The sequence below is a fragment of the Micromonospora sp. NPDC048947 genome (genome assembly GCF_040649495.1).
In the GTDB taxonomy this organism is placed as follows: domain Bacteria; phylum Actinomycetota; class Actinomycetes; order Mycobacteriales; family Micromonosporaceae; genus Micromonospora; species Micromonospora alfalfae.
The window spans coordinates 103,429-127,972 of sequence record NZ_JBEZFO010000002.1 but is presented as its reverse complement, the minus strand read 5'-3'; the positions used below and the strand labels follow the sequence as shown (position 1 = coordinate 127,972).

Annotated in this window: 26 protein-coding genes; 12 read left to right on the top strand and 14 right to left on the bottom strand. The window is 71.7% G+C overall.

Annotation, left to right across the window (positions count from 1 at the left end; all coding sequences use genetic code 11):
* Positions 1 to 48 precede the first annotated feature (48 nt).
* Positions 49 to 1,053: an EamA family transporter gene (locus AB0B98_RS03995; RefSeq protein WP_357360755.1), complete on the top strand. Its 1,005-nt coding sequence runs from the start codon at positions 49 to 51 to the stop codon at positions 1,051 to 1,053.
* A gap of 10 nt (positions 1,054 to 1,063) precedes the next feature.
* Positions 1,064 to 1,717 (top strand): prepilin peptidase, encoded by a 654-nt coding sequence (locus tag AB0B98_RS03990; protein WP_357360753.1) that lies wholly within the window; start codon positions 1,064 to 1,066, stop codon positions 1,715 to 1,717.
* A 122-nt stretch (positions 1,718 to 1,839) separates the two neighbouring features.
* Here AB0B98_RS03990 and AB0B98_RS03985 read toward each other — a convergent pair whose 3' ends face one another.
* From AB0B98_RS03985 to AB0B98_RS03965, 5 genes are all read right to left on the bottom strand, one after another.
* Positions 1,840 to 5,019, bottom strand: a complete 3,180-nt coding sequence (locus AB0B98_RS03985) for a UvrD-helicase domain-containing protein (RefSeq protein WP_357360750.1) — start codon at positions 5,017 to 5,019, stop codon at positions 1,840 to 1,842.
* A gap of 61 nt (positions 5,020 to 5,080) precedes the next feature.
* Positions 5,081 to 6,328 (bottom strand): metallophosphoesterase, encoded by a 1,248-nt coding sequence (locus tag AB0B98_RS03980; RefSeq protein WP_357360748.1) that lies wholly within the window; start codon positions 6,326 to 6,328, stop codon positions 5,081 to 5,083.
* Positions 6,329 to 6,342: 14 nt separating this feature from the next.
* Positions 6,343 to 6,597, bottom strand: a complete 255-nt coding sequence (locus AB0B98_RS03975) for a MoaD/ThiS family protein (RefSeq protein WP_238670034.1) — start codon at positions 6,595 to 6,597, stop codon at positions 6,343 to 6,345.
* A gap of 2 nt (positions 6,598 to 6,599) precedes the next feature.
* Positions 6,600 to 7,613 (bottom strand): GTP 3',8-cyclase MoaA, encoded by a 1,014-nt coding sequence (moaA, locus tag AB0B98_RS03970; protein ID WP_238670033.1) that lies wholly within the window; start codon positions 7,611 to 7,613, stop codon positions 6,600 to 6,602.
* Entirely contained in the window at positions 7,610 to 8,524 is a 915-nt protein-coding gene (locus AB0B98_RS03965; protein ID WP_357360745.1) for a fructosamine kinase family protein, read from the bottom strand. The genes moaA and AB0B98_RS03965 overlap by 4 nt, the downstream gene beginning before the upstream one ends.
* 173 nt (positions 8,525 to 8,697) lie before the next feature.
* Between AB0B98_RS03965 and AB0B98_RS03960 the strand changes: the two genes are divergently transcribed.
* Genes AB0B98_RS03960 through AB0B98_RS03950 form a run of 3 tightly spaced genes read left to right on the top strand, consistent with a single transcriptional unit; the run spans position 8,698 to position 10,461 of the window.
* Positions 8,698 to 9,741, top strand: a complete 1,044-nt coding sequence (locus tag AB0B98_RS03960) for a DUF4192 domain-containing protein (RefSeq protein WP_357360743.1) — start codon at positions 8,698 to 8,700, stop codon at positions 9,739 to 9,741.
* Positions 9,728 to 10,144, top strand: a complete 417-nt coding sequence (locus AB0B98_RS03955; protein WP_357360741.1) for a type II toxin-antitoxin system RelE/ParE family toxin — start codon at positions 9,728 to 9,730, stop codon at positions 10,142 to 10,144. The genes AB0B98_RS03960 and AB0B98_RS03955 overlap by 14 nt, the downstream gene beginning before the upstream one ends.
* Complete coding sequence (locus AB0B98_RS03950) at positions 10,144 to 10,461, top strand: helix-turn-helix transcriptional regulator (protein WP_238670029.1); 318 nt, start codon at positions 10,144 to 10,146, stop codon at positions 10,459 to 10,461. Before AB0B98_RS03955 ends, AB0B98_RS03950 begins: the two co-directional genes overlap by 1 nt.
* Before the next feature lie 27 nt (positions 10,462 to 10,488).
* Here the strand turns inward: AB0B98_RS03950 and AB0B98_RS03945 are convergent, their stop codons facing one another.
* Positions 10,489 to 11,112, bottom strand: a complete 624-nt coding sequence (locus AB0B98_RS03945; protein WP_357360738.1) for a helix-turn-helix domain-containing protein — start codon at positions 11,110 to 11,112, stop codon at positions 10,489 to 10,491.
* Between the two features lie 49 nt (positions 11,113 to 11,161).
* Here AB0B98_RS03945 and AB0B98_RS03940 point away from each other — a divergent pair, with 49 nt between their 5' ends.
* Complete coding sequence (locus tag AB0B98_RS03940; RefSeq protein ID WP_357360736.1) at positions 11,162 to 12,112, top strand: NADP-dependent oxidoreductase; 951 nt, start codon at positions 11,162 to 11,164, stop codon at positions 12,110 to 12,112.
* Between the two features lie 251 nt (positions 12,113 to 12,363).
* Entirely contained in the window at positions 12,364 to 13,080 is a 717-nt protein-coding gene (locus AB0B98_RS03935) for a GAP family protein (RefSeq protein WP_357360733.1), read from the top strand.
* 14 nt (positions 13,081 to 13,094) lie between these two features.
* Here AB0B98_RS03935 and fdhD read toward each other — a convergent pair whose 3' ends face one another.
* Positions 13,095 to 13,961, bottom strand: coding sequence for a formate dehydrogenase accessory sulfurtransferase FdhD (fdhD, locus tag AB0B98_RS03930; protein ID WP_357360731.1), 867 nt, complete (start codon positions 13,959 to 13,961; stop codon positions 13,095 to 13,097).
* A 401-nt stretch (positions 13,962 to 14,362) separates the two neighbouring features.
* Between fdhD and AB0B98_RS03925 the strand changes: the two genes are divergently transcribed.
* The 3 genes from AB0B98_RS03925 to AB0B98_RS03915 all read left to right on the top strand — a co-directional run bounded on the left by AB0B98_RS03925 (position 14,363) and on the right by AB0B98_RS03915 (position 16,575).
* The gene (locus AB0B98_RS03925) at positions 14,363 to 15,124 is read left to right on the top strand and encodes an NTP transferase domain-containing protein (RefSeq protein WP_357360729.1); all 762 of its coding nucleotides are present in this window, start codon (positions 14,363 to 14,365) and stop codon (positions 15,122 to 15,124) included.
* Positions 15,121 to 15,387 (top strand): DUF6457 domain-containing protein, encoded by a 267-nt coding sequence (locus AB0B98_RS03920; protein WP_357268139.1) that lies wholly within the window; start codon positions 15,121 to 15,123, stop codon positions 15,385 to 15,387. The genes AB0B98_RS03925 and AB0B98_RS03920 overlap by 4 nt, the downstream gene beginning before the upstream one ends.
* Before the next feature lie 81 nt (positions 15,388 to 15,468).
* Complete coding sequence (locus AB0B98_RS03915; protein ID WP_238670022.1) at positions 15,469 to 16,575, top strand: YbjN domain-containing protein; 1,107 nt, start codon at positions 15,469 to 15,471, stop codon at positions 16,573 to 16,575.
* A 6-nt stretch (positions 16,576 to 16,581) separates the two neighbouring features.
* Here the strand turns inward: AB0B98_RS03915 and AB0B98_RS03910 are convergent, their stop codons facing one another.
* Together AB0B98_RS03910 and AB0B98_RS03905 are read right to left on the bottom strand one after the other, a co-directional pair.
* A complete protein-coding gene (locus tag AB0B98_RS03910) occupies positions 16,582 to 17,538 on the bottom strand; it encodes a zinc-binding dehydrogenase (protein ID WP_357360727.1) in 957 nt (318 codons plus the stop codon).
* Positions 17,539 to 17,610: 72 nt separating this feature from the next.
* Positions 17,611 to 18,075 (bottom strand): Lrp/AsnC family transcriptional regulator, encoded by a 465-nt coding sequence (locus tag AB0B98_RS03905; protein WP_357360725.1) that lies wholly within the window; start codon positions 18,073 to 18,075, stop codon positions 17,611 to 17,613.
* A gap of 59 nt (positions 18,076 to 18,134) precedes the next feature.
* Here AB0B98_RS03905 and ddaH point away from each other — a divergent pair, with 59 nt between their 5' ends.
* Positions 18,135 to 18,968, top strand: a complete 834-nt coding sequence (gene ddaH / locus AB0B98_RS03900) for a dimethylargininase (protein ID WP_238670019.1) — start codon at positions 18,135 to 18,137, stop codon at positions 18,966 to 18,968.
* A gap of 67 nt (positions 18,969 to 19,035) precedes the next feature.
* Here the strand turns inward: ddaH and AB0B98_RS03895 are convergent, their stop codons facing one another.
* Positions 19,036 to 20,223 (bottom strand): ABC transporter substrate-binding protein, encoded by a 1,188-nt coding sequence (locus AB0B98_RS03895; RefSeq protein WP_238670018.1) that lies wholly within the window; start codon positions 20,221 to 20,223, stop codon positions 19,036 to 19,038.
* A gap of 81 nt (positions 20,224 to 20,304) precedes the next feature.
* Complete coding sequence (locus AB0B98_RS03890) at positions 20,305 to 21,102, bottom strand: alpha/beta fold hydrolase (protein WP_357360722.1); 798 nt, start codon at positions 21,100 to 21,102, stop codon at positions 20,305 to 20,307.
* Positions 21,103 to 21,186: 84 nt separating this feature from the next.
* On the opposite strand from AB0B98_RS03890, the gene AB0B98_RS03885 reads away from it, so the two are divergent.
* Complete coding sequence (locus AB0B98_RS03885) at positions 21,187 to 21,789, top strand: bacterial proteasome activator family protein (protein WP_091396749.1); 603 nt, start codon at positions 21,187 to 21,189, stop codon at positions 21,787 to 21,789.
* 2 nt (positions 21,790 to 21,791) lie between these two features.
* Here AB0B98_RS03885 and AB0B98_RS03880 read toward each other — a convergent pair whose 3' ends face one another.
* The 3 genes from AB0B98_RS03880 to AB0B98_RS03870 form a co-directional block, all read right to left on the bottom strand.
* Positions 21,792 to 22,604: an HAD family hydrolase gene (locus tag AB0B98_RS03880; protein ID WP_357360720.1), complete on the bottom strand. Its 813-nt coding sequence runs from the start codon at positions 22,602 to 22,604 to the stop codon at positions 21,792 to 21,794.
* Positions 22,604 to 23,425 (bottom strand): HAD hydrolase family protein, encoded by an 822-nt coding sequence (locus AB0B98_RS03875; protein WP_357268152.1) that lies wholly within the window; start codon positions 23,423 to 23,425, stop codon positions 22,604 to 22,606. Before AB0B98_RS03875 ends, AB0B98_RS03880 begins: the two co-directional genes overlap by 1 nt.
* Positions 23,426 to 23,711: 286 nt before the next feature.
* The gene (locus tag AB0B98_RS03870) at positions 23,712 to 24,449 is read right to left on the bottom strand and encodes a hypothetical protein (protein ID WP_357360718.1); all 738 of its coding nucleotides are present in this window, start codon (positions 24,447 to 24,449) and stop codon (positions 23,712 to 23,714) included.
* Between the last annotated feature and the right edge of the window lie 95 nt (positions 24,450 to 24,544).

Sequence of the window (24,544 nt, the reverse complement as noted above, 5' to 3'; positions counted from 1 at the left end):
CACCAAAGCGCGACACGGACTCCGGGGTCACCGTAGCGTGGTCCACTGATGAGCTCACCTCCACCGAGCGCCACGGCCCTCGCCGGCCGTCGTGCCAGCAGCACGCCGACACTGATCTGGACCGCGTTGATCGTGGTCTACGTGCTCTGGGGGTCGACCTATCTGGCCATCCGGATCACAGTGGAGACGATGCCTCCGCTGCTGTCGGCCGCGCTCCGGTTCGCCGTGGCCGGCCTGGTCCTGGCGGTGGTGCTGCGACTGCGTCGGGGGCCCGGCGCGCTGCGGGTGGACCGACGGCAACTCGGCTCGGCCGCGTTGGTCGGGGTGCTCCTGCTCGGCGCCGGCAACGGCCTGGTGGTGCTCGCCGAATCGGGGCCGCCGGGAGTGGCGGTGCCGTCCGGGATCGCCGCGCTGCTGGTGGCCACGGTGCCACTGCTGGTGGTGCTGTTGCGCTCGGCCACCGGGGATCGGCCACCGCTCTGGACGTTCGCCGGGGTCACAGTGGGCTTCGTCGGCCTCATCCTGCTGGTGCTGCCGGGTGGCGGTTCGGCAGCGGTGCCGCTGGTCGGGGCGTTGACAGTGGTGGCGGCGGCCACCTCCTGGTCGGTCGGGTCGTTCCTTTCCGGCCGGATCCGGATGCCCGGCGACCCGTTCGTGGCCACGGTGTACGAGATGATGGCCGGCGCGCTGGTGCTGGTGGCAGTCGCCGCCGGTCGGGGCGAACTGGCGGACTTCCACCCGGCGGCGGTGAGCACCCGGTCCTGGTTGGCGCTGGGCTACCTCATGGTGGCCGGCTCACTGGTGGCCTTCACCGCGTACGTCTGGCTGCTGCAGAACGCGCCGATCTCGCTGGTGTCGACGTACGCCTACGTGAACCCGGCCGTCGCGGTGGCGCTCGGCGCGCTGCTGGTGGCCGAGCCGATCACCCCGCAGGTGCTGCTCGGCGGTGCTGTCATCGTCGCCGGGGTCGCCCTTGTGGTGACCACCGAACGGCCACGTCGGGCGGGCACGGGATCACGATCGGGGGCCACGTTGGGGCGCGACCGCCAGTAGCGTCCGGCCCATGTCGGCCGCCGCGCTGGTGTCGATCGCGCTGCTCGGCGCGCTGGTCGGCCTCGTCGTACCCCTGGTGTCGCGACGTTTCGCCACGGCGGACGCGCGGCCACTGGCGTTTCCGGGGCCGCAGCCGGTCCGACGGCCCTGGGTCGACCCGATGGTGGCGGCCAGCGTCTTTGTCGGCCTCGCCGTCGCCGTGGGTGACGACAGGGCGTTGCCGGTCTTCCTCGCGGTCGCGGCGGTCGGTCTGGTGCTGGCGCGGGTCGACCTGGCCTGCCTGCGGCTGCCCGACCCGCTGGTGCTCGTCGCCGGGTTGCTGGCCCTCGGAGGGCTGAGCACCGCGGCGCTGCTGTCCGGCACTCCCGGCCGGCTGCTCGGCGCGCTGGGAGGTGCGGCGTTCGCGGGTGCGGCGCACGTGGTGTTGGCCCTGCTGCCCGGCTCACGGCTGGGTTTCGGGGACGTGAAACTCGCCGCCGTCCTCGGCCTGCCGCTCGGCTGGCTGGGGTGGGGCACCCTGCTGGCCGGGCTGCTCCTGCCGCACGTGCTGCACGGCGTTCTGGTGCTCGGCCTGCTCGCCGCCCGAAAGGTGCACCGGAACACACTGCTGCCGCTCGGTCCGGCCCTGCTGGTGGGCGCCTGGCTCGCCCCCCTCCTCACCTGACCCGCCCACGCCCCACCCCCGCCTTCGTCGATCTTGCAGTTTCTGCGCCGACATAAGGTGCATTCCACGCACAACGACAACCGAAAGTGCAAGATCGACGGGGCGTGGGGTGGGGCGTGGGGTCAGATCAGGCGGAGTTGGCGATCCTTGGGGCGGCGGGGCTCGGCTTCGCCGAAGCGTTCGAAGAGGCCCGGGTCGATGGTGTTGAGGAACGGCGAGGGGACGCAGTCGCGCTCGGTGCCGTGCCGGGTGCGGCGGGCGGCGTGACTGACGTACAGCCGGTCCTGGGCCCGGGTCAGGCCGACGAAGAAGAGCCGGCGCTCCTCGGCGACGGCGTCCTCGTCGGGCGTCGAGCCCGGCCAGCGCAACGGCAACAGGCCGTCCTCGACACCGACCAGGAAGACCACCGGGAACTCCAGTCCCTTCGCGGCGTGCAGGGTGAGCAGTGTGACCGCCTCGGCCCGCGGGTCGAGCGCGTCCACCTCAGCGCCGGTGGCCAACTGCGACAGGAAGGCCTCCAGGTCGTCACCGCAGCGTCGGGCCAGCGGGGTCAGCAGGTCCACGGCCGAGCGGACGTCCTCGGGACGGACAGCACTGCCGCCGCCGTCCAGGGTGGGTACGGCGAACCGCTCCGCGACCACCTGACCGGCCAGCCGCACCCGGGCGGCAAGTGAGCCGGCCAGACCGTCGGCGTGCCGTAGCTCGCGGGCGATGGCGGCCACCCCGGGCCGGTCCCGCAGCCGGTCGTGGGAACGCTTCTGCACGGGGATGTTCGCCCGGGTCAGGGCGTCCACGATCGGGGCGGCCTGCGCGTCGGTGCGGTACAGCACCGCGATGTCGGAGAACGACAGCGAGGTGGACCGGCCGTCGATGCGGCCCGAGTCCAGCGAACGGTGCGACAGCCCGCCGACCAGGTCGTCGACGGTACGCACCACGAAGTCGGCCTCCTCGGCCACTGACGCCGCCGGGTAGCGCCCGACCAGCGGAGCTTCCGGGTCGAGTCGGGCCGGGTCCAGTCGCCGGCCCCGGACCAGCGTGGACGGCGCGATGGCCTGCGCGGCGGCGGCCAGGATCGGCGCCGATGAGCGGTAGTTCCGGTTGAGCCGGACCAGTCGGGCGTCGGTGAAGTCCTCGGAGAAGCGCAGGAAGTAGCCGACGTCGGCACCCCGGAACGAGTAGATGGCCTGGTCCGGGTCGCCGATCGCACAGAGGTTGCCGTCGGCGGGGCTGAGCAGCCGCAGCAGCTCGTACTGCACCTCGTCGACGTCCTGGTACTCGTCGACGAAGATCCACTGCCAGCGGTCCCGGTACCGTTCGACCAACTTCCGATCGGCCCGCAGCAGCTCCACCGGCAGGGTCACCAGTTCGTCAAGGTCGACCAGGTCCTGCTTGCGCAGCAGCGACACGTACGCGGCGCTGTCGTCGCCGGCCTCGGTGCGTGCTGCCGCCCGTTCGGCGTCGTCGGCGATCCGGAAGTCGGCCGGGAGACCCGCCGCGCCGACGTTCTCCCGCAGGATGGTCAACCCCAACGCGTGGAACGTCCCCACCGTGACGTCCTCAGCGACCGGGCCGAGCAGGCCGTCGAGGCGGTGCCGCAGCTCCTCGGCGGCCCGACGGGTGAACGTGATCGCTAGGCAGCGCTCGGGGAAGACGTTCAGCTCCGCGCAGAGGTACGCGATGCGGTGGGTGAGCGTCCTGGTCTTGCCGGTGCCCGGGCCGGCCACGATGAGCAGCGGACCGCCAGGTGCGGAGGCGGCCACCCGCTGCATGGCGTCCAGTCGGTCCAGCAGGCCGGTGCCGACCTCCTCCATGCCGGAGAGCATCGGCTCGAACGGCTCGTGCGGAGACGGCGGTGACGCGATCGGCGGTGCGGGTGCTGGGACCGGCTTCCGCTTCGGCTCCGCCTTGGCCGCCGCCGGACGCTTGGCCGGGACCCGGGGAGCCGGCTCCGCGGGTCGTCGCTGCGCTGGCACCGGTACGTCGAACAGCGTCTCCTGCGCGCCCAGCTCGGCCGGGTCGAAGAGCGTGATCACGCCGTACTCGCCGTCGTAACCGGGCACCCGGCGGACGTCGCCGCGCCGCAGCCGTCCGATGCCCTCGGCGAGCAGCTCACCACCGGTCTGCGCGATGTCGCTCAGCGGGGTCGTGGTCAGGATCTCCAGCTCGGGACCCAGTGCGGCCAGCAGCTCGTTGAGGCGACCCTCGACCTTCTTCGACCGGGCACCCACCTTGTTGATCTCGCCGAGGATCTCGGCCAGCGGCACCAGGTGGGTGACGTCCCGGGCGTGCGCCGGCCGGTGCCCGTCCGGGCGGTCGGCCAACTCCTCGATCCGGCTGAGGACACCCACGGTGAGTGGCTTGCCGCACTCGGGGCAGCGACCGCCCGCGGCACGGGTGCGCTCCGGAGACCAGTTGACCCCACACAGCCGGTGCCCGTCCGCGTGGTACTTGCCCTCCTCCGGGAAGAACTCGATGGTGCCGGCCAGACCGTCACCGGTCCGCAGCGCCTCCCGAACGGCGAAGTAGTCCCGTTCGGCGGTCAACACTGTCGCCTCCCGGCCGAGCGCCGGCGGCGAGTGCGCGTCCGAGTTGGACACCAGTTGGTAGCCGTCCAGGCTGCCGACCCGCCAGTTCATGGCGGGGTCGGAGGAGAGCCCGGTCTCCACGGCGAAGATGTGCTCGGCGAGGTCGGCGTAGCAGTCGGCGATCGCGTCGAAGCCGGACTTCGAACCCAGCGCGGAGAACCAGGGAGTCCAGATGTGTGCCGGCACCAGATAGCCGTCCGGGCTGGCCTCCAGGGTGATCTCCAGCAGGTCCCGGGAGTCCAGTCCGAGGATCGGCCGGCCGTCGGAGCCGAGGTTGCCGATCCGGCCGAGCGCGGTGTTGAACCGGGCCACCGCGTCCAGATCCGGCAGGTAGATCAGGTGGTGCACCTTGCGGGTCCGGTCGTCCCGCTTGTAGATGGTGGAGATCTCCACGCTCAGCATGAAACGGACCGGGTCCGCCTCCGCGGTCTGCGCGAGTCGGGGTGGCAGCCGACGGGCGACGTCCCGTTCCGCCTCCGGGTCGAGCCGGTAGAGCCCCGGTTCGGCCGGGCGCAGCGTCTCCCGCAGGTGGTCGTACCAGGCGGGGTGGGTGAAGTCGCCGGTGCCGAGCAGGCCGATGCCCTTACGCCGGGCCCACCACGCGAGGTTCGGCAGGGTGAGGTCACGGCTGCACGCGCGCGAGTACTTCGAGTGGATGTGCAGGTCCGCGACGAATGGCGGTAGGCCACCGGGGGGTACGGCGCTGAACGGGGGCACGCCGCATCCTGTCACGCCCGCCGCACCGGCCACCGGCCGCCACGCGCGTACGTGACCTCCGCTATGCCGAGCGCAGCTCGACCAGACTGATCTGCGGCTCCGCGCCGACCCGGACCGGCGGCCCCCAGAAACCGGCGCCGTTGGTCACGTAGACCTTGGTGCCGTCGACCTCGCCGAGCCCGCTGACCACCGGCTGCTCCAGCCCGACGGCCAGGTTGAACGGCACCATCTGCCCGCCGTGGGTGTGCCCGGACAGTTGCAGGTCGACGCCGTAGCGGGCCGCCTCCTTGGCAGCCAGCGGCTGGTGTGCGAGCAGGACCACGGGTCGGCTCGGGTCGCGGTCACCCAGGGCGGCGGCGAAGTCCGGCCCGGCGGCGAGGCCGGCGCCGCCGGTCGCGTCCAGGTCGTTCACGCCGGCCAGGTCGAGCACACCGCCACGGGCCTGGATCTCCTGCCGCCGGTTCTGCAGGACCCGCAGACCGAGCCGGTCGACCTCCTGGACCCATTCCTCCACGCCGGAGTAGTACTCGTGGTTGCCGGTGACGAAGAAGCTGCCGTAGCGGGAGCGGAGGCCACGCAGCGGCGCGGCGGCCGAGCCGAGTTCGGCCACCGAGCCGTCGACCAGGTCACCGACGACCGCGACGATGTCCGCGTCGAGCCGGTTGATCGCGGCGACGATCCGCTCGGTGTGTGCCCGTCCGCGCAGCGGGCCGAGGTGGATGTCGGAGACGGTGGCGATGCGCAGGCCGTCCATGCTGCGGGGGAGTTTGGCGAGGGGGATCCGCACCCGGTCGAGGTGGGGCGGGCCGAGCGCGGTACGAACGCCGTACCCCACGGTGCCGGCGGCGGTGAGGCCGGCGAAGATGGCCGCCCCACGGGCCAGCAGCAACCGACGGGACGGGTCGTGGTCCGGTGCCGCGACGGCGCCGGCTGCCGGTGGCTCGGTCGGCCCGGCGGCACCGACCAGCACCGGCTCGGGCGCGGCGGCGGTGGGCTCTGCGGCGACCACCCGGCGACGCAGCACCAGCCGGGCGACAAGCATTGGGACTTCCAGCACGACCAGTACGACGAGCAGGTAGAACATCAGCGCGAGCCACAGGTAGCCCGGCCAGGCGAGCCAGTAGAGCCCGGCCTGCGTTCCGGCGAGGGTGACCGGCACGAGCAGGGCCAGCACCAGGGCGGCGATCCCGCCGATCCGTCGCCAACGGCCCGGCGTGGTGGTGTCCCGAACGAGCCGCTTCCACAGGTAGAGGTGGATGAGGCCGGTGACCAGCGCCAGGACAGCCACGAACCCCAGAACCGCCATCATGTGTCGTGCCTCCCTCAGCCGCCCGCGAACGGGGGCAGGACATCGATCGTGGCCCCGGCCGGTAGGGGTGCCTGACGATCATGACAGGTGACGCCGTTCACGAGGAAACTCGCCACCCGCAGCACCCCGGCGAGCCGGTCGCCGTGGCGCTGGGTCAGCTCGGCCGCGAGGTCGTCCAGAGACGGCCCGGTGGGGATGGCCTCCTCGGCGCGGCCGGCGGCGGCGCGGGCACCTGCGAAGTAGCGGATGGTCAGCGGTGGCCCCTCCACGCTCAGCCTCCGATCGCGGACATCGGGCGGGTCGGCTGGAGGAAGGTGGGGTCGTCGATGCCGTGCCCGGCGCGCTTGCCCCACATCGCGGTACGCCAGCGCCGGGCCAACTCGTCGTCGTCCGCACCGGTGCGCAGCGCGGCGCGCAGATCCGACTCTTCGGTGGCGAAGAGGCAGGCGCGGACCTGACCGTCGGCTGTCAGTCGGGTGCGGTCGCAGTCCCCGCAGAAGGGGCGGGTGACGCTGGCGATCACGCCGACCCGGGCGGGGCCTCCGTCGACCAGCCAGGTCTCCGCAGGTGCCGCGCCGCGCTCGGTCGGGTCGGGGCTCAGATCGAAGACGGTACGCAGCGACGCCAGGATCTCCTCGGCGGTGACCATGGTGTCGCGGGCCCAACCGTGTTGGGCGTCCAACGGCATCTGCTCGATGATCCGTAGCTGGTAGTCGTGATCGAGGGCGAAGCGGAGCAGCGCCGGCGCCTCATCCTCGTTGACACCACGCATCAAGACTGAGTTGATCTTCACGGGGCTGAGCCCGGCGGCCGCCGCCCCGGCGAGCCCGGCCAGCACCGCGTCGAGACGGGGGCGGCGGGTGAGCGTGGTGAACCGGTCCGGGTCCAGGGTGTCCAGTGAGACGTTCACCCGGTCCAGGCCGGCCGCCCGCAACGCCGGGGCCAGCCGGTCCAGGCCGATGCCGTTGGTGGTCAGCGAGACCCGGGGGCGGGGTTCGAGGGCGGCGACCGCCGTCACGATGTCGACCAGCCCGGCTCGGATCAGCGGCTCACCGCCGGTGAACCGCACCTCGGTCACGCCGAGCAGCTCGACGGCCACCCGGACCAGCCGGACGATCTCCTCGTCGGTCAGCAACTCGGGGCCGGCCAGCCAGGGGAGACCTTCCGCCGGCATGCAGTAGGTGCAGCGCAGGTTGCACTTGTCGGTGAGGGACACGCGCAGGTCCCGGGCGACACGGCCGTACCGGTCGACGAGGACGCCGTCGGTCCCCGGGGCGGCGCTCACCTGTCGACCGTAGCGCGCTCGGCCCGGCTCAGGACGCCACGGGCGGTCTGGACGACCACATCTCGGAAGCTGACGCCGAAGAGTGCCGTGTGCACGAGCAGCAGATGCAGTTGATGCACCGGCACCCGGTCACGCCAACCGTCAGGTAGTGGCCAACTCTCCTGATAGGCGGCCAGCACCCGATCCAGGTGTGGGATGCCGCCGAAGAGGGCGAGCTGGGCGAGATCCGTCTCCCGGTGTCCGCCGTGCGCTGCCGGGTCAACGAGCCAGGCCCGGTCGTCGGCCCCCCACAGCACGTTGCCCGGCCACAGGTCGCCGTGGATGCGCGCGGGCGGCTCGTCGCCGCCGAGCCCGTCCAGCCGACCGATCACCTGCTCGACCAGAGCGGCATCGGCGCTGGTCAGCGCGCCACCATCGACCGAGCGTCGCAGGTAGGGGACGAGGCGTCGCTCGGCGAACCAGGTCGACCAGCGCCTGCCGGTGGGGGTGTTGTCCTGTGGGAGCGAGCCGATGAACCCGGGCCAGCTGGCACCGAAGGCGGTTGCTCCCGCCCGGTGCAGCCCGGCCAACTCCCGGCCGAAGCGCTCCGCGGCCTCCGGCGTCGGTTCGCCGGGCTCCACCCAGTCGAGCGCCAGCAGCTCCGGCAACACCACGATCACCTCGGGTACGCCGACAGCGCCCGCCTCCCGCAGCCAGCGCAGGCCGGCGGCCTCGGCGGCGAAGAAGCCCTCCGGCGGCGGTCGGTCGGCGTCTTCGGGCCAGGATTTGGCGAAGACGGAGTGGCCGTCGTCGAGAGTGAGCCGGGCGGCCGCGCAGATGTTTCCACCGGCGACCGGCGTCTCTCGGAGCCGCTGATGGGTCCGGAAGGTCGGGAGGTGTGCCGGATGCGCGCGCAGGTACGCCAGGTCCATCAGCGCACGGTAACCGCTCCTTACGACAGCCAGGTGTCGCCCGACGACATCGGCGCTCTTTCCGCACCCGTAGGTGTGGCTTGAGCAGGGCAAACACGTTCAGTAACTGTGGATAAGCTGCGTGTCGTCCACAGGGGTGGCAGGGCCCGGCACGCCCGCCGCAGGCTTCCGACATGACCTCGACCGAACGCCCTCAGCTCGCCGTCCGCTCACCCGCCGACCTGATCGCCGCTGTGCCGTACCTGCTCGGCTTTCATCCCACCGACAGCGTGGTCGCCGTGGCGCTGGTCGGCCGACAGATCGTCTTCGCCGCCCGCGCGGACCTGCCCGAGCCGACCGAGCTGGGCGGGCTGGCGGGGCACCTGGCCGGTGTGATCCGCCGGCAGGGCGCGGAGGCCGCCACCGTTGTGGGCTACGGGCAACCGGAGCGGGTCACCCCGGCCGTGGACGCGGTGCGCGACGCGCTGTACGACTTCGGGCTGCACGTGCTCGACGCGCTTCGGGTGACCGACGGCCGCTGGTGGTCCTACCTCTGCACCGAGCCCGACTGCTGCCCGCCCGAGGGCCGCCGCTACGACACGAGCGTCAACCGGGTGACCGCCTCGGCGGTCTTCGCCGGTCAGGTCGCACTCCCCGACCGGGCTGCCCTGGTGGGGCAGGTGGCACCGGTGGACGGGCCGGCCCGGGAGGCGTCCCGGGCGGCCACCGCCCGCGCCGAGCTGAGACTGGCCGAGCTGATCGAGCAGGCGCCCGAGAGTGACCTGCTCGGGGCGCGGGCGTTGCGCGCCGCCGGGGTGGCGGCGGTCCGCGAGGCCCAGCGCCGCCAGCGGCGTGGTGAGCGGCTCGACGACGACGAGGTGGCCTGGTTGAGCCTGCTGATGACCCACCTGCCGGTCCGCGATCACGCCTGGGAACGCACCGACGGCCGGGACCGGGACATCGCCCTCTGGACCGACGTGCTGCGCCGCGCCGAGCCGGAGGTTGCCGCAGCGCCGGGTGCGCTGCTGGCGTTCGCCGCGTGGCGCGCCGGACAGGGCGCGTTGGCGGCGGTCGCGCTCGAACGCACGCTGAGCCTGCACCCCGACTATTCGCTCGCGCTGCTGCTGGACGACCTGCTCCGGCGGGGCGTGCCCCCGGCCGAGTTGGACGGCTGGCCGTCGGTCGGGATGCCCGGCGTCATCCGGCCCCGCAAACGGAGCCGACGTGGCCGCCGCTGACGAGCCGGTTCCCGATTGCCGCCCGGCTGCCGGAGACTCCCCGGCAGCTTTATCGCAATCTTGCTATAGTCGGCTCTGGTCGGTTCTCTTTCACCCGGAGGCCGTAACCGAGCTGCGAGCCATACCCGCGATCGAACAGGCGGCAATCGGACACGCCGTCGAAAAGCTGGAGAGCCTCGGCCCCAACCTGGGCTACCCGCATTTGAGCAGGATCCGAACCGGCGACAACCTGCGTGAGCTGCGCCCACGTGGCGGACGTAGCCGGTGGCGCGTCTTCTATACCCAGGTTGGTGGCGCGTTCGTGGTCGGCGCTGTCGGTCCAGAAGCCAGCGTCAGTCAGCGGAACTTCGCCCGGGCCGTCGCAGCCGCAGAGCGAAGGATCAAGGACGTGGAGGTGGAGTGATGAAACGTTCCGAGCTCAAGACCTCGCAGCAGGTCATCGGCGATGCCAGCCGTCAGGACCCGGTGTTCCGCGCAGAGTGGGATCGGACAGCGTTCGCGCGCGAGGTCGCGCTTCGTATCGTGGGGTACCGCACCCAAAACCAGCTGACCCAGACCGCGCTCGCCCGCAAGGTGGGGATGACCCAGTCAGTCATCGCGCGACTGGAATCAGGCGACCAGCCGCCGTCGATCGCGACGCTCGTCAAGCTTTCCAAGGGCACTGGTATGGAGTTCGACGTCAAGATCTCCCGCGGTGCCGTCGAGATCGTAGCCGCGTAGCCAGGCGGTTACTCCGCTTTACGGGACTCAGGGTGTCGAGAGCGGTAGGCGAACGGCTGGTGGCAGTGGCGTCCGCGCCGGACTTGTCTGGAATGACTGGATCATGAATGCCGCGAAACGGCGGGCGGCCGCCAGGCGGCTGGCGGTTGACTCGGCTCGGATGCCTTCGTTGGCCATCAGCGCCAGGATCAGGTCCTCCAGGACGAAGTCGTCCCGAAGTTCTCCTGTCGCTCGCGCCCGGTCGACGAGTTCGGCCAGCATGCGCAGTGTTCGGGTGCGATCGGCGGCGAAGCCGGCTTCCTGGGGAAGCTGACTGATGAAGGCGCGGGCGAAGCCTCGATCGTGGGCGTGCGTCTCCATGAGTTTCTCCACCACCAGGCGGAAACCCAGCCAGGCATCGGGTTGAGCGAGGCCCTCCTCGACGATCGCCGAACACACGGTCATCTGCTCGGCGAATGCCTCGGCGAGCAGCGCGTCCTTGGTGGGGAAGTGCCGGTAGATAGTGGCGGCGCCCACCTGTGCCCGCCGTGCGATCTCCCGGATCGGCACGTCGAGCCCATTGGTCGCGAACGCCAGGCGAGCGACGGCCAGAATGCGCTCCCGGTTGTCGCGCGCATCCGAGCGCTGGGCTTGTCTCACTTCGACCGTCACCGGTCTCACTTTAGCTAACCGGACGGGGTGCTCCGTTACGGTTCGGCCCATGAGAGCTGTCGTGTTTGCCCAGTTCGGGCCACCCAACGTTGTGCACGTCGCCGAGGTGCTGGCCCCGCACGCAGGGCCGAGTGAGGTCCGTATCGCTGTCCGGGCGTCCGGGGTCTCGACAGGGGAGGTGCTGATTCGCGCCGGCAAGCTGGCCGACATGGTGCCCGTGACGTTCCCGTACCGGACCGGCTTCGAGGCGGCTGGGGTGGTTGACGAGGTTGGGGAGGGCGTTACCGGCGTCGCCGTCGGCGATCACGTGTTCGGCATGGCCTCGCCGGCGACGCGTGGCGCCAACGCCGACCACGTGGTGCTGAGCGCGTGGGCCGCTAAGCCCGTCGCCTGGAGTTGGGAGGAGGCGGGCGGCGCTGCCGGCAGCGTCGAGACGGCCACCCGCGTTCTTGATCGGCTCGGGGTCACAACGGGGCAGACCGTGCTGGTGAACGGCGCCGCCGGCGCGGTCGGCAGCGTCGCTGTCCAGGTGGCAGCCGCCCGTGGCGCCATCGTCATCGGCACGGCGAGTGAGCGCAATCATGACTTCCTGCGTTCACTCGGCACGGTGCCGACGACGTACGGCCCCGGGTTGCCCGACCGCATCCGCCGGCTGGCGCCGGACGGGGTCGACGCGGTCTTCGACTGCGCCGGAGGAGCACTGCCCGACCTGATTGCCATCGCCGGAGATACCGAACGCGTGGTGACGATCGCCGACTTCGCGGCCGCCGCCCACGAGGTCCACCTGTCGCACGGCGCACCTGCGGATCGGACTGGCAAGGCAGTGGGGTCCGGTGCCGATGTGCTCGCGGTACACGGCCTGGACATCGCGGTGCGCCTTGCCAAATCCGGTCGGCTGCACATTCCCATCGCGGCCACGTTCCCGCTGACCGAGGCTGCGGCCGCACACGAGTTGAGCGAGGCGCACCACGCACCTGGAAGGATCGTTCTCATCAACTGACGTTGTTGCCTGCCGCAGAGACCGCCAGCCGCGTCACTCACCGCAGGCGAGCATCCTTCTGGATGTCTGGTGGGACAACCGTCAGTCGCTGGGTCGATCTTTCCCGCCAGCCCGACGAAGCCCGCCCAGGCGGGTTCCCCAGGCGACGCCCTCCGTCGAAGGATGTACGCGTTGCTCCTGTCCACGGCCGACGCGGCGGGCTCACCGCCGCCGGAGAATGATCTCGTGACCGTTCTCCGCTCTGGTACGACATGACCCCCGAGTTGCTGCTGTCGCTGGCCGGGCTGGCGTTGATCGACAGCACCAGCATCGGCACCCTCTTCATCCCGGTCTGGTTGCTGCTCGCCCCCGGGCCGGTCAACGTCCGGCGGATCCTGGGCTACCTCGCCACCATCGCGGTGTTCTACCTCGCGGTGGGGCTGCTGCTGGTCTGGGGAGGCAGCAGGCTGGGCGACGCGCTGGGCGGCGCCCTGGACAACCGGGGCGTCCTCTGGGCGCAACTCATCCTGGGCGTGGCGATGCTGGCGCTCAGCTTCCGCTACGACGGCAAACGGCGTCCTCGTACCGGTGGCGTGTTGCGCTGGCGGGACCGGGCCACCGCCGGAGATTCCTCGGCCCGCTGGTTGGTCGGGCTCGCGCTGCTCGCGGCGCTTGCCGAGGTGGCGACCATGCTTCCGTACCTCGGTGCGGTGGGTCTCCTGGCCACCTCAGGGGTGGGAGCGGCGAGCGTGGTGGTGCTGCTCACCGGGTACTGCCTGGTCATGGTGCTGCCGGCGGTGCTGTTGCTGGGTGCCAGGGTGGCCCGCCCGCGACTGGTCGAGCCGGTGCTGGCCCGCCTGAACACCTGGATCGTCACGAAGGCGGGCAGCGCGTTGGGCTGGATCCTCGGCATCGCCGGTTTCCTGATCGCCCGTGACGCCGCCGCACGGCTGGCCCTGTTCGACCTGATCGACCGGATCGGTCGCTGACTCGGCCGCTCGGGTCAGGCTGGCTGCTCCACAGTGATCCGGTGCGGCCCGGTGTAGACGTTCATGGTCCGCCCGCGTAGGAAGCCGACAAGTGTCATCCCCGCCTCGTCGGCCAGTTCCGCGGCGAGGGTGCTCGGGGCGGACACCGCCGCCAGCAGCGGCAATCCCGCCATCCACGCCTTCTGGGTCAGCTCGAAGCTGGCCCGTCCGGAGACCAGCAGCAGGTGCCCGGCGAGCGGCAGTCGGCGTTCCCGCACGGCCCAGCCGATCACCTTGTCCACGGCGTTGTGCCGGCCCACGTCCTCCCGGAGCAGCACCAACTCACCGTCCGGGGTGAACAGGCCCGCCGCGTGCAGCCCGCCGGTCCGATCGAAGCCGCGCTGGGCGGCGCGCAACCGGTCGGGCAGCTCGGCGAGCAGCGTGGCCGGGACGCTCAGCGGGTCCGCCGCGACCGGAAAGAGCGACCGGGTGCGTATCGCGTCGATGCTGGCCTTGCCGCAGACCCCGCAGGAACTGGTCGTGTAGAAGTTCCGGGACGGGTCGGTGGTCGGTTCCGGTACGCCGGGGGCGAGCACCACGTCCACCACGTTGTACGTGTTCGGCGTCTCCGCGCCGGAACAGAGTTGCGCGGTCAACACGTCGTCGGTCGACCGGATCAGCCCTTCCGTCAGCAGGAACCCGATAGCCAGGTCCAAGTCGTCGCCGGGAGTGCGCATGGTGACGGCGAGCGGCCGGCGTCGACCGGGGCCGGCCGCGCCGACCCGGATCTCCAGCGGCTCCTCCACGGCGAGCGTGTCAGGTCGGCGGACCGACCCACGTCCGGCGGTCGCCGCGTCAAGGTCGATCCGGAGTACGCCACGTCGATCAGTTGCCCGTCCCATCTCGCCATCCTCCACCCCGCGCCGGCACACCCGCACAACCACCGACCATCAGCCCCCCAACCGCCACCGCCACCCACCCCGTCCAACCCCACCCAGCGCACCCCCACCCCACCCAGCACCACCCCGCCCCGCCCAGCACCACCCCACCCCACCCCGCCCCAGGGCGTTGATCATGAAGTTGTTTGCGCGTTTCGTCGGCGTGTCGAGCAATAACTTCATGATCAATGGGCTGCGCTGGGCCGGGTCAGGCCAGCCCGCGCCAGCCCGCGCCAGCCCGCGCCAGCCCGCGCCGGGGCGGGCCGGGGCGGGGCGGCAGGGTCGGAGGCCCGGGTGGGGGCCTCGCGATCGGGCCCGTTTGAGCGTTGGCCCGTTTGAGCGTCAAGCACGGCTACGGTGGCCGGGTGGGGACGTATGCCGCAGTGGTGCTCGCGGGTGGGGCCGCCCGACGGATGGGCGGGCTGGACAAGCCCGCGCTTCCGGTCGGCGGCCGGCCGATGCGTGACCGGGTGCTGGCCGCCGTCACCGACGCGACGCAGCGGGTGCTGGTCGGTGCGGCCGACGCTGTGCCGGCGGGTGTGCGGGTCGTCCGGGAGGACCCGCCCGGCGGGGGTCCGGTCGCGGCGGCGGCGGCCGGCCTGGCGTTGCTGGATCCCGACATCACACTTGTCGCGCTGCTCGCCGCCGACCTGCCGCTGCTCACCCGGGCCGCGATCGGCGACCTGCTGAACCACCTCCACCAGGAGACCCCCGACACCCAACCGGCGGGCGGCCACTCCGCCCCGGCCGCGCTGGCCCGCCCCGGCCTAGCTCCGGCGCCTCCGGCCGGTGGCCGCCTCGCTCCGGCGTCGCCGGCCGGAAGTGGCCTCGCTCCGGCGTCGGCCCGCGGTGGCCTCGGCGGTGAGCTGGGACCGGACGGGGCGTGCTTCGTGGACGGGGACGGGCGGCGGCAGTCGCTCTGCGGTGTCTGGCGGGTCGCCGCGCTGCGGGCAGCTGTGCACCGGCTGACTGTCGAGCGGGGCGGCAGTCTGTCCGGAGCCCCGGTGCGGGCCTTGCTGGCCGGCCTCGTCGTGCGGGAGGTGGCGTGGTCCGGCGAGGGCCCGCCGCCGTGGTTCGACTGCGACACTGACGAGGACGTACGCCGGGCGGAGGAGTGGGCGCGATGACGGTGATGGACGACTGGGTCACGGCGGTGTGCGCCGAGTTGGATCTGGACCCGGCTGCGGTGCCGGTGCCGGCGGTGCTGGATCTGGCCCGGGACGTCGCCCACCAGGTGTTGCGTCCGGGGGCGCCGGTCACGGCGTACCTCTTCGGGTTGGCGGTTGGCCGGGGCGCGGAGCCGGCGGACGTCGCGGCCCGGCTCAGCGCGCTGGCGGGCGCCTGGCCGGTCGAGTTGGGCGCCGACCCCACGGACCCGACGGCCCCCTGACCGCCGCTGTCCGATCCCGGTCGGGGCTGATTCGAGCCACGGGCGGCGTGGGTAGGGTGATCGTGACGGACGGAGGCGATCATGACGGCTGACCACCCCTCGGCGCCGCACGGTGAGCTGCCCGGTGCTTCGACTGAGCCGGCGGAATCGATCCTGCTCGACGAGCCCAGCACCACCGACCTGCGGGCGAAGGTGACCGAGGCGTGGCGGGAGTTCGCCCGCGCGCTCGCCGTACGGCTGCGGGAACTTCCCGTCGGCGCGCACCTCGACGTGACCCTGGACCCCACCGCGTCCGGCACCGGGGACGCCGTCTATTCGATAAGCGTCGACGTGGACGCGGACCGGGTGTTGTCCGCCCGCGCTGTCGGCAACGCCGCTCTGCCGGCGGGCTACCGACTGGACCGGGGCGCGGTGGCGGACATGGTCGCGCTCGGTTGGTCCCCGCCCGGGGTGGTCGCCGGCTCCGGCGGTTCGTTCGGGCTGAACGCCACGACGGCCGAGTCGACCCAGGTCGCCACGCTGCTCTCCCGCACGCTGCGGGACGTCTACGGTGCTCCGCACCCGGCCTTCCTCGTCTATCTGGTGCACGACGCGGAGGGCGAGCCGCTGACGGTGGAACCGCTGGGCACCGCCCGCAGCGAGTTCGGTCCGGACGCCGACGTCGAGGCGGACCTGGAGGAGGCGCTGGCCGAGGCGGCTGCCGCTCAGGTCGAGCAGGACGACGTGCTCGACCTGGCCGATCGGGTCCGCACAGTGGTCTCCACCATGTTGAAGTCGGACACCGACCGGTTGCAGATCGACTCGGACGGCGACATCACCATCCGCGCAGGCTCGGCGATGGTCTTCGTGCGGGTGCGGGACAATCCGCCTCTGGTGGACGTCTTCTCCCCGGTGCTCACCGAGGTGGAGCCGACCGAGCGGCTCTACGTCAAGCTCTCCGAACTGACGAACCGGATGCCGATCGGCCGCCTCTACTGCGCCGACGACACGGTGTGGGCGTCCATCCCGGTGTTCGGCCGCAACTTCCAGGCGACCCATCTGATGCTGGCGGTGCAGGTGATGACCGGTCTCGCCGACGAGTTGGACGACCGCCTGCACGGCGAGTTCGGTGGCAAGCGGTTCTTCGGTGAGGGTGACAAGCCGGTCCGGCGCGACGAGTCGGAGCACCGCACCGGCATGTACCTCTGAGCCCGATCAGGCCACGTCCAGCAGGGTCTTGCCGATCGTCGCGCGCGCCTCGATGGCGGCGTGCGCGTCGGCGGCGCGTTCCAGTGGGAAGCGCTGGCCGATGAGCGGCCGGAGCTGGCCGGCCGCCGCGTCCGCCAGGGCCCGTTCGGTGTACGCCCGCAGCCGGGCCGGTGGCACGTCCGGGCGGACCACTGTGACCTGGCGTGCCGTGGCGGCCTCCGCCGACACCGGGGACCACTCCCCGCTCGCCAGCCCGAAGCTGACCATCCGGCCGCCCGGAGAGAGCAGGTCGAAGGCGGTGCGGGCCACCGGGCCACCGACCCCGTCGAGCACCACGTCGACCCCGCCCACCGCAGCGCGGACCTGCTCGGCCCATTCAGGCAGCAGGTAGTCGACGGCCAGCTCGGCGCCAAGGCCGGGTAGCAGGTCCACCTTGCGTCGCCCACCGGCCACGCCGATCACCCGGGCCCCGGCCCGGACCGCGAGCTGCACCAACAGGCTGCCGACGCCGCCGGCCGCGGCCTCCACCAGCACCCGGTCACCTGGGCGGACGCCGACCGCCTCGATCAACATGGTGGCGGTCCGCCCGTCGGCCAGCAGTGCCACCGCCTCGTCCAGAGCCAACCCGGCCGGCACCGCGATCGTCGCCGACGCGTCCACCGCCGCGCGTTCGGCGTAACCGCCGGAACCTCCGGTGGCGCTGACCACCCGCTGCCCGGTCAGCGCCGGGTCGACGTCCGACCCGACCGCCGTGATCACCCCGCCGACGCCGTTGCCGGGGATCAGTGGTGGGGTGAGGCGGAACGGGCCGGGGTGGCCGGCGCGCAGTTGCGTCTCGATGAAGGTGATGTTCGCGTGCGCGACGTCGATCAGCACCTGGCCGGGACCGGGGACCGGGTCGGGCGCGGGACCGGGCACCAGCACCTCGGGTCCGCCGAACTCACGTAACCAGATCGCCCGCATGACAGTCCCCTCGGCCCGGATGGGCTGCCTCGCCCACTCGGGGCCAGTCAATCTCCTCAACCTGGGTTGAGGTCAAGAGGTGCTGGCGGACGGGCCGACGCCGGGCGATTCGACCAGTCGGGAGAGCACGATGGTGCTGCGGGTGGAGGTCACGAAGGATTCGCCACGCAGCCGCTCCAGTGCTGCCTCCAGGTGGGCGATGTCGGCGGCGCGTAGGTGTACGAGTGCGTCCGCCTCCCCGGAGACGGTGTAGGCGCCGACCACCTCGGGGTGTCGGCGGGCGGCCACGCCGATCTGCGCCGGGGTGGTCCGGCCGGCGCAGAAGAGCTCGACGAAGGCCTCAGTGGTCCAGCCGACGGCGGCCGGATCAACGACGGCAGTGAATCCCCTGATCACGCCGGTGGCGCGCAGGCGGTCGACGCGCCGTTTGACCGCTGGGGCGGAGAGTGACACCCGGGTGCCGATGTCGGCGTAGGACGCACGGGCGTCCGCGACGAGTAACGCAATGATCCGCTGGTCTACCGCGTCGATCTGCAACGTTCCGCCTCTGGAAAGCAACGCTTGTGGCTGTTTTCAAAGTTCTACGGTACCTACTCTTGGTGACCGTGAACCAGCAGCGTTTCCCGCGAAAGCGGACATATCTCATGTGCTCGCCGGAGTATTTCGCTGTCGAGTACGCGATCAACCCGTGGATGGACGTGACCACACCGGTGGACCGGGACGCGGCCGTCAAGCAGTGGGACCGGCTGCGTGAAACGCTTGTCGGCCTCGGCCACGAGGTGCATCTGCTCCCCGCCGAGCAGGGCCTGCCCGACATGGTCTACGCCGCGAACGGTGGCTTCGTGGTGGACGGCAGCGTCTACGGCGCCCGTTTCAAGCACGAGCAGCGGGCCGCTGAGGCCGCCGCCCACCACGCCTTCTACGAGGCGCAGGGCTGGCGGTTCATCGCACCCAGCGAGACCAACGAGGGTGAGGGCGACTTCGCGTACGTGCCGGAGGCGCACGGGGGGCTCATCCTGGCCGGGCACGGCTTCCGTACCGAGATCCCCGCGCACGCGGAGGCGCAGGAGGCGCTGGGCCGTCCGGTGGTGTCGCTGCGTCTGATCGACCCCCGCTTCTACCACCTGGACGTGGCGCTCGCGGCCATCGACGACGCGAACGTCGTCTACTTCCCGGGCGCGTTCTCGGCGGCCAGCCAGCGGGTGCTCACCCAACTCTTCCCGGACGCGGTGATCGCCGACGACGAGGACGCGATGGCCTTCGGGCTCAACCTGGTCAGCGACGGCGCGAACGTGGTGCTCAACAGCGAGGCCACCCGCCTGGCCGGCAAGCTCAAGGCGGCCGGGTACACCCCGGTCCCGGTCGAGTTGGCCGAGCTGAAGAAGGGCGGCGGCAGCGTGAAGTGCTGCATCGCCGAGTTGCGGCACTGACCCGCGAACGTCTCGGGGCCGGCCTCCCACTGGGAGACCGGCCCCGAATCGTGCTCCGGGTGGGCGTTCAGCCCAGCGTGGCCAGCTCGTTGATCAGCACGTTCGACATGACCTGACCGTCGCGCTGCACCTCGCGCAGGTACCACTTCTGCTGCGGGGTACGCGGCTGGTTGAACTGCCAGATGCCACGCGGGCTGTCGATCTGGCCGATCTTGCCCAGTGCCAGGTTGACCTGCTGCGGAGTCGGTTTCCCACCGGCCAGTTGGATGGCCTGGTCGAGCACCTGCGCCGCGTCGTACGACGCCATCGCGTACGTGGTGGGGGTGACCTGGTACTTCTTGCGGTACGCCGAGGCGAAGACCCGGTTCGACGTGTTGTTCAGGTCGGCCGAATAGTTCAGCGCGGTCTGGATGCCCAGCGCGTTGTCCTTCAGGTTCTCCAGCACTGTGCCCTCGGTGAGGAAGCCGGGCGCGTAGATCGGCCCGGCGAACTTCTCGCGCAGCTGCTTGATGAACTCCACAGCGGCCGCTCCGGCGAAGAAGCAGAAGACCGCTGTGGGCTTCTTCGCCAGCGCCTTGGTGATGTCCGAGGCGTACGTCGTCTTGCCGGGGTTGGAGGTGGCGTTGGTGTAGGTCACCGGGTCGCCGATCCGCGGGTCGGTCGCGCCGAACTCCTGCCGGAAGCCGCGGACCACGTCCGGGCTGCCGACGTTCTCCGGCATGATGATCGCGATGCGGCCGTTCGCCGGCAGTTGGTCGCGTAGGTAGCGGCCCAGCGCCTTGCCAGCCTCGTCGAGCACGTACGAGGTCCGCCAGATGTAGAAGACGCTCTGGAGGCTGCTCGGTGAGGCGTTGGAGCCGATCAGTGGGACCCGGGCCTGCTCCACGGTGTCCCGGATGCCGACCATCACCGCCGAGTTGACCACGCCGGTGAGTGCCAGCACGCCCTGCTTGAGCAGGCCCTCGACGGCAGCCTTGCCCGTCTTGGCGGTGTCGCCCTCGTCGGCGGTCAGCAGATCCACCGGATGGCCGCCCAGCCGCTGGTCGTGCAGGTCGAGGAAGAGCTGGAAGCCATTGGTGATGTCGTCGCCGATGCTCTTGAAACCACCGGCCTGCGGCGTGATCAAACCGATCTTGATCGGGCCCCGGTCGGCGGTCTGATCGGCGTCACCGTCTGAGCCACACGCGGCGACGAACCCGGTGGTCCCGAGCGCGGCCAACAGTTGGAGCGCCCGCCTGCGATTCATCTGCGACACCGAGTTCCTTCCAAGGAAGCGTTACAGGGCCGAACACCGCCCCACCGGCGTTCTACCTGGTCCGCGACGCTGCGTCAATGGCTAGTGATCATCGTGCAGGGACCGCAACACGGCGAGCACCTGAGACCAGGCGACGGCCTCCGGGTCGATCAGCCCGAAATGCTCGCATCCGGGCAGTTCAACAAGGGAAATATCGGAACCTGTGACACGCGCCTCTGTGACGAAATCCCGGCTCATCTCCACCGGGACCTGACGATCGTCGGAGCCGTGCACAACTACCGTCCGTGTTCGTATCGGTACCAACATCCGTGGATCCGCTGCCGCGTACCGGTCCGGGACCTGTGCCGGTCCGCCGCCGAGCAGCGCGGCGACAGCGCCCGAGTCCAGATCCCGCCGGTACGCCTCGCCCAGATCGGCCACCGGGGCCAGGGCCAGCACCGCGCCCACCGTTGCCGGGGCGGTGGCCGCCACGTACAGCGCCAGGTGGCCGCCGGCGGAGTGCCCGACCAGGATCGGCGGGGCCGGGCTCACCCGGCCGGGCAGCGCCTCAGCCGCCAGCATCGGCAGCTCGGCCACCCCGGTCAGCACGTCGGTCAGGGTGCCCGGCCAGCCACCTCCGGGCTGCCCGGTACGGCGGTATTCCAGCTGCGCCACCGGGTAGCCGTCAGCGGCGAGGGCCGCGGCCAGCGGGCTGGTGTGCCGTCTGTCGTACTCGGCCCGCCAGAAGCCGCCGTGCACCACGACGACCAGCGGCCGGGCCGGCCCGGTTCCCGCCGGGAGACGCAGATCGGCCACCTGATCCGGGTGGTCCCCGTACGCCACTGTCCGGTCGGGTTCCGGTGCGGGCCGGGTCAACACGGCGCGCGGGTCGACAGGCATGGCGCGACGGTAGCGCGCCCCGCCCGGGTGGTTCGGCCCCGGTAGTCGGTCCCGGCCGGCATGGCTCGCGTCCGCTGGGTAAAGATGGACCCCATGACCGAAGCGCGCTCCGCTGGACAGAACGACGAGCCCGGCCCCGACGACTCCGGCCACTCCGGCACGGTGGTGGTGGTTGGCCCGGACGGCCGGCCGATCGGCACGATGCAGACCGACGAGGGCCAGGGCGAGGACCCGACCCGCCTGGTCGAACAGCCGGCCAAGGTGATGCGGATCGGCAGCATGATCAAGCAGTTGCTGGAGGAGGTGAAGGCCGCGCCTCTCGACGACGCCAGCCGCAACCGGATGCGGGAGATCCACGAGCGGTCGATCGTCGAGCTCAAGGAGGGCCTCGCCCCTGAGCTGCGCGACGAGCTGGAGCGCATCTCGCTGCCCTTCGCCGAGGACAAGGCCCCCAGCGAGGGCGAGCTGCGGATCGCGCACGCCCAGCTCGTCGGCTGGCTGGAGGGCCTGTTCCACGGCATCCAGGCGGCCCTGGTGGCCCAGCAGATGGCCGCCCGGGTGCAGCTGGAGCAGATGCGCGGCGGCCGGCAGGCGCTGCCCAGCGGCCCCGGTGGGGTCGTCCCCGGGATGCCGGGCATCGGCCAGCCGGGCGGCGGCGAGGGTCACAACACCGGTCAGTACCTCTGACCTCAGTCCACCCCGAAGACCTTCTCCAGGTACGCCGCCACGCCGTCCTCGGTGTTCGCCGTCGTCACGTCGTCGGCGACCGCCAGGACGGCGCGGTGCGCGTTGGCCACCGCCACGCCACGCCCGGCCCAGGTCAGCATCGGCACGTCGTTGGGCATGTCGCCGAAGGCCAGCACGTCAGCCGCGGCCACCCCGAGCTGGTCGCAGTACCAGGCCAGCCCCGCCGCCTTCGTCACCCCGGCTGCCGAGATCTCCACAAGCCCTGAGGACGACGAGTGCGTTGCCTCGGCCAGCCCCGCCACCGCCGTGGCGATCAGCTCGGCGAAGGCATCCGGGTCCTGCTCGCCGGCGCGGGCGAGGAGCTTCACCGCCGGCACCGAAAGCAACTCCTCCGGCGTCTCGATCGGCCGGATGCCGTTGGCGTCGGCATCCCAGCGCAGCGGGTAGTGCGCCTCGTGCCGCATCTCCCGGCTGTCCAGGATCTCCACGGCGAAGCTGATCCCGGGCACCTCGGCCCGTAGCCTCCGGGCGACCTCGGCCAGGTGGTGCGGGGCGAGCGGGTCAGCCCGTACCACCTCGTCGGAGAACGGGTCGTAGACGACGGCGCCGTTCGCGCAGACCGCCGGCAGCGGTCGGGCGAGCTGGTCGTACACCATCTTGAGCCAGCGGACCGGACGGCCGGTGACCAGGACGACCGGCGTGCCTCGCGCGGAGATCCGCGCGAGCAGGTCGGCGGTGCGTGGGCTGACTGTGTGGTCGTCGCGGATCAGCGTGCCGTCGATGTCGGTGGCGATGAGGCGGGGTGTGTCTCCCATTACCGGGACAGTAGCCGGTCCAGATACACCGCCACCCCGTCGTCGTCGTTGCGCAAGGTCACCTCGTCGGCGGCGGCGCGCAGCGTGGGGTGCGCGTTGGCCACTGCCACCCGCGACCAACCGGCCCATTCGAACATCGGCAGGTCGTTGGGCATGTCACCGAAGACCAGCACATCGGCCGGGTCGACCCCGAGGGTCTGCGCCACCACTGTCAGCCCGGTCGCCTTGTCCACGCCGGGCGGGCAGATCTCGATGAAGCCGAGCCCGGCCTGGGTGAGCGTGGCGACCTGCGGCGGGACGATCCGGCGGGCCACCGCCAGCAGTTCGTCCACGTGATGGTCGGCGGTCCGGGCGAACGCCTTGATCACGTCGCAGGCGAGGCACTCGTCGCGAGTGCGCGCCTCGAAGCGGTCCTGGTAGGGCCAGCTCTCGTGGTAGTCGCCCCACAGCGGGGCGTCGTGCTCGTCAGACGCCTCGACCATCACTGTCAGCGGGCCGACCTCCGCCTCCAGGTCGGCGAGGAGTCGGGCCAGCACCTCGGCGGGCAGCCGCTCATCGCGGAGCACCACCGGGCCGCTCGGGTCGCTCTGGTCGACCACCCGTCCGCCGCCGGCCATCACCAGGAAGTCGGCGGCCCGGATGTCGTTGCGGGTCAACTCGGTCAACCGAGGGCCGCGTCCGGTCGCGCCGACCACCGGAATCCCGGCGGCGCGCACCCGGTCGAGCACCCCATGGGTGTACGCGGAGACGGTGTCATCGCTGCGGACCAGCGTCCCGTCGAGGTCGGTCGCGATCAACTTGGGCAGTCCCGGGCGGGTCATCGTTCCTCCTTCGCCCGCCGCCGTCGCACCGCCAGGGGTCAGGGAACCCGAGTCCCAGAGTGACGGCGGGCAGCAACCGTACCTCGCGGAACGGGTCGCATCCATGGCTTCCAGGCGAATCGGACGCCAACCCCGCCCCCGCGCGCCGTCCCCCCACCCGTCCCCGCGATCTTGCACTTTCGGTTGCCGTTCTGCGTGTTATGCGCTGTATGTCGGCGCAGTAAGTGCAAGATCGCCGCAGGGAGAGTGGGTGGGGTGGGGGTGGGAGTGGGGGGTGGGGGGCGGGCTAGGGCTGGGGGTCGGGGCGGGTGAAAGGGGCGGCGGGGGTGACTGTCAGGTCGGCTGGGGCCGGTAGGCCGTCCTCGATCGGGTCGGGGCCTCTGCGGCGGCGCCAGGGGCGCGGTGCCGGCGGGTCGGCGGAGCGGTCGTCGTCCGGCGGCCCGAACGCGCCGGAGGGTGCGGCGGGGGCCAGCTTCAGGGCGGCCCCGAACAGCACACAGGCGACGAACGCCATCACCAGCCCACGGCCGTACTCGATGTGAAAGCCGTCCTCAAGCGAGTAGAAGAAGTTTCGCTGACCGGGGTTGTCGAGGCTGGCAGTGGCGGCCAGCAGCAGCATCAGCAGGGCACCGGCCAGGGTGAGGCCGGTCAGCCGAGCGTTCGGCCGCACGGCCGCCGTGCCGCGCAACGTCAGCGCCACGGCGCAGACGAGGGCGAGAAGCCCAACCAGATAGCCGACCCCGAAGCCACCGACCTCGGACACCCCGGCGGGCACCTCGAACGTCGCATTGCCGTCGGGCCCGCCGTTCGGCAGGCTCATCACCAGCCACTCACCGATGAGCGAGGCGATCGCGGCCACCGCGCCCAGACCGGCGAGCAGCAGGGGCAGCCGAGGATCCTGCGCGAGGTCGCCCAGGGACCAGGCGAAGCGGCGTCGCGGGGTCGGCTCGTCGGCACCCCACTCGATCACCGCCGGGGCCTCGGATCGGTCACCCTGTCGCGGGATCGGAAGCTCCTCGGACATCGGCCACCCTTCCGCCGGTCACGGACCTGTGTCGCATCATGGCACAGCAAGCTGGTGGTGACAGGGATCGCAGGGCTGGCGAGCGCGCCGGTCTG

Coding starts and splice junctions, on each gene's coding strand:
- AB0B98_RS03875 (WP_357268152.1), bottom strand. CDS start 23,425: ATGACCCGCCCGGGACTGCCCAAGTTGATCGCGACCGACCTCGACGGG.
- AB0B98_RS03910 (WP_357360727.1), bottom strand. CDS start 17,538: ATGCGGGCGATCTGGTTACGTGAGTTCGGCGGACCCGAGGTGCTGGTG.
- AB0B98_RS03960 (WP_357360743.1), top strand. CDS start 8,698: ATGACCTCGACCGAACGCCCTCAGCTCGCCGTCCGCTCACCCGCCGAC.
- AB0B98_RS03870 (WP_357360718.1), bottom strand. CDS start 24,449: ATGTCCGAGGAGCTTCCGATCCCGCGACAGGGTGACCGATCCGAGGCC.
- AB0B98_RS03880 (WP_357360720.1), bottom strand. CDS start 22,604: ATGGGAGACACACCCCGCCTCATCGCCACCGACATCGACGGCACGCTG.
- AB0B98_RS03990 (WP_357360753.1), top strand. CDS start 1,064: ATGTCGGCCGCCGCGCTGGTGTCGATCGCGCTGCTCGGCGCGCTGGTC.
- AB0B98_RS03965 (WP_357360745.1), bottom strand. CDS start 8,524: ATGGACCTGGCGTACCTGCGCGCGCATCCGGCACACCTCCCGACCTTC.
- AB0B98_RS03980 (WP_357360748.1), bottom strand. CDS start 6,328: ATGATGGCGGTTCTGGGGTTCGTGGCTGTCCTGGCGCTGGTCACCGGC.
- AB0B98_RS03915 (WP_238670022.1), top strand. CDS start 15,469: ATGACGGCTGACCACCCCTCGGCGCCGCACGGTGAGCTGCCCGGTGCT.
- AB0B98_RS03995 (WP_357360755.1), top strand. CDS start 49: ATGAGCTCACCTCCACCGAGCGCCACGGCCCTCGCCGGCCGTCGTGCC.
- AB0B98_RS03935 (WP_357360733.1), top strand. CDS start 12,364: ATGACCCCCGAGTTGCTGCTGTCGCTGGCCGGGCTGGCGTTGATCGAC.
- AB0B98_RS03885 (WP_091396749.1), top strand. CDS start 21,187: ATGGACCCCATGACCGAAGCGCGCTCCGCTGGACAGAACGACGAGCCC.
- fdhD (WP_357360731.1), bottom strand. CDS start 13,961: ATGGGACGGGCAACTGATCGACGTGGCGTACTCCGGATCGACCTTGAC.
- AB0B98_RS03890 (WP_357360722.1), bottom strand. CDS start 21,102: ATGCCTGTCGACCCGCGCGCCGTGTTGACCCGGCCCGCACCGGAACCC.
- AB0B98_RS03920 (WP_357268139.1), top strand. CDS start 15,121: ATGACGGTGATGGACGACTGGGTCACGGCGGTGTGCGCCGAGTTGGAT.
- AB0B98_RS03940 (WP_357360736.1), top strand. CDS start 11,162: ATGAGAGCTGTCGTGTTTGCCCAGTTCGGGCCACCCAACGTTGTGCAC.
- AB0B98_RS03950 (WP_238670029.1), top strand. CDS start 10,144: ATGAAACGTTCCGAGCTCAAGACCTCGCAGCAGGTCATCGGCGATGCC.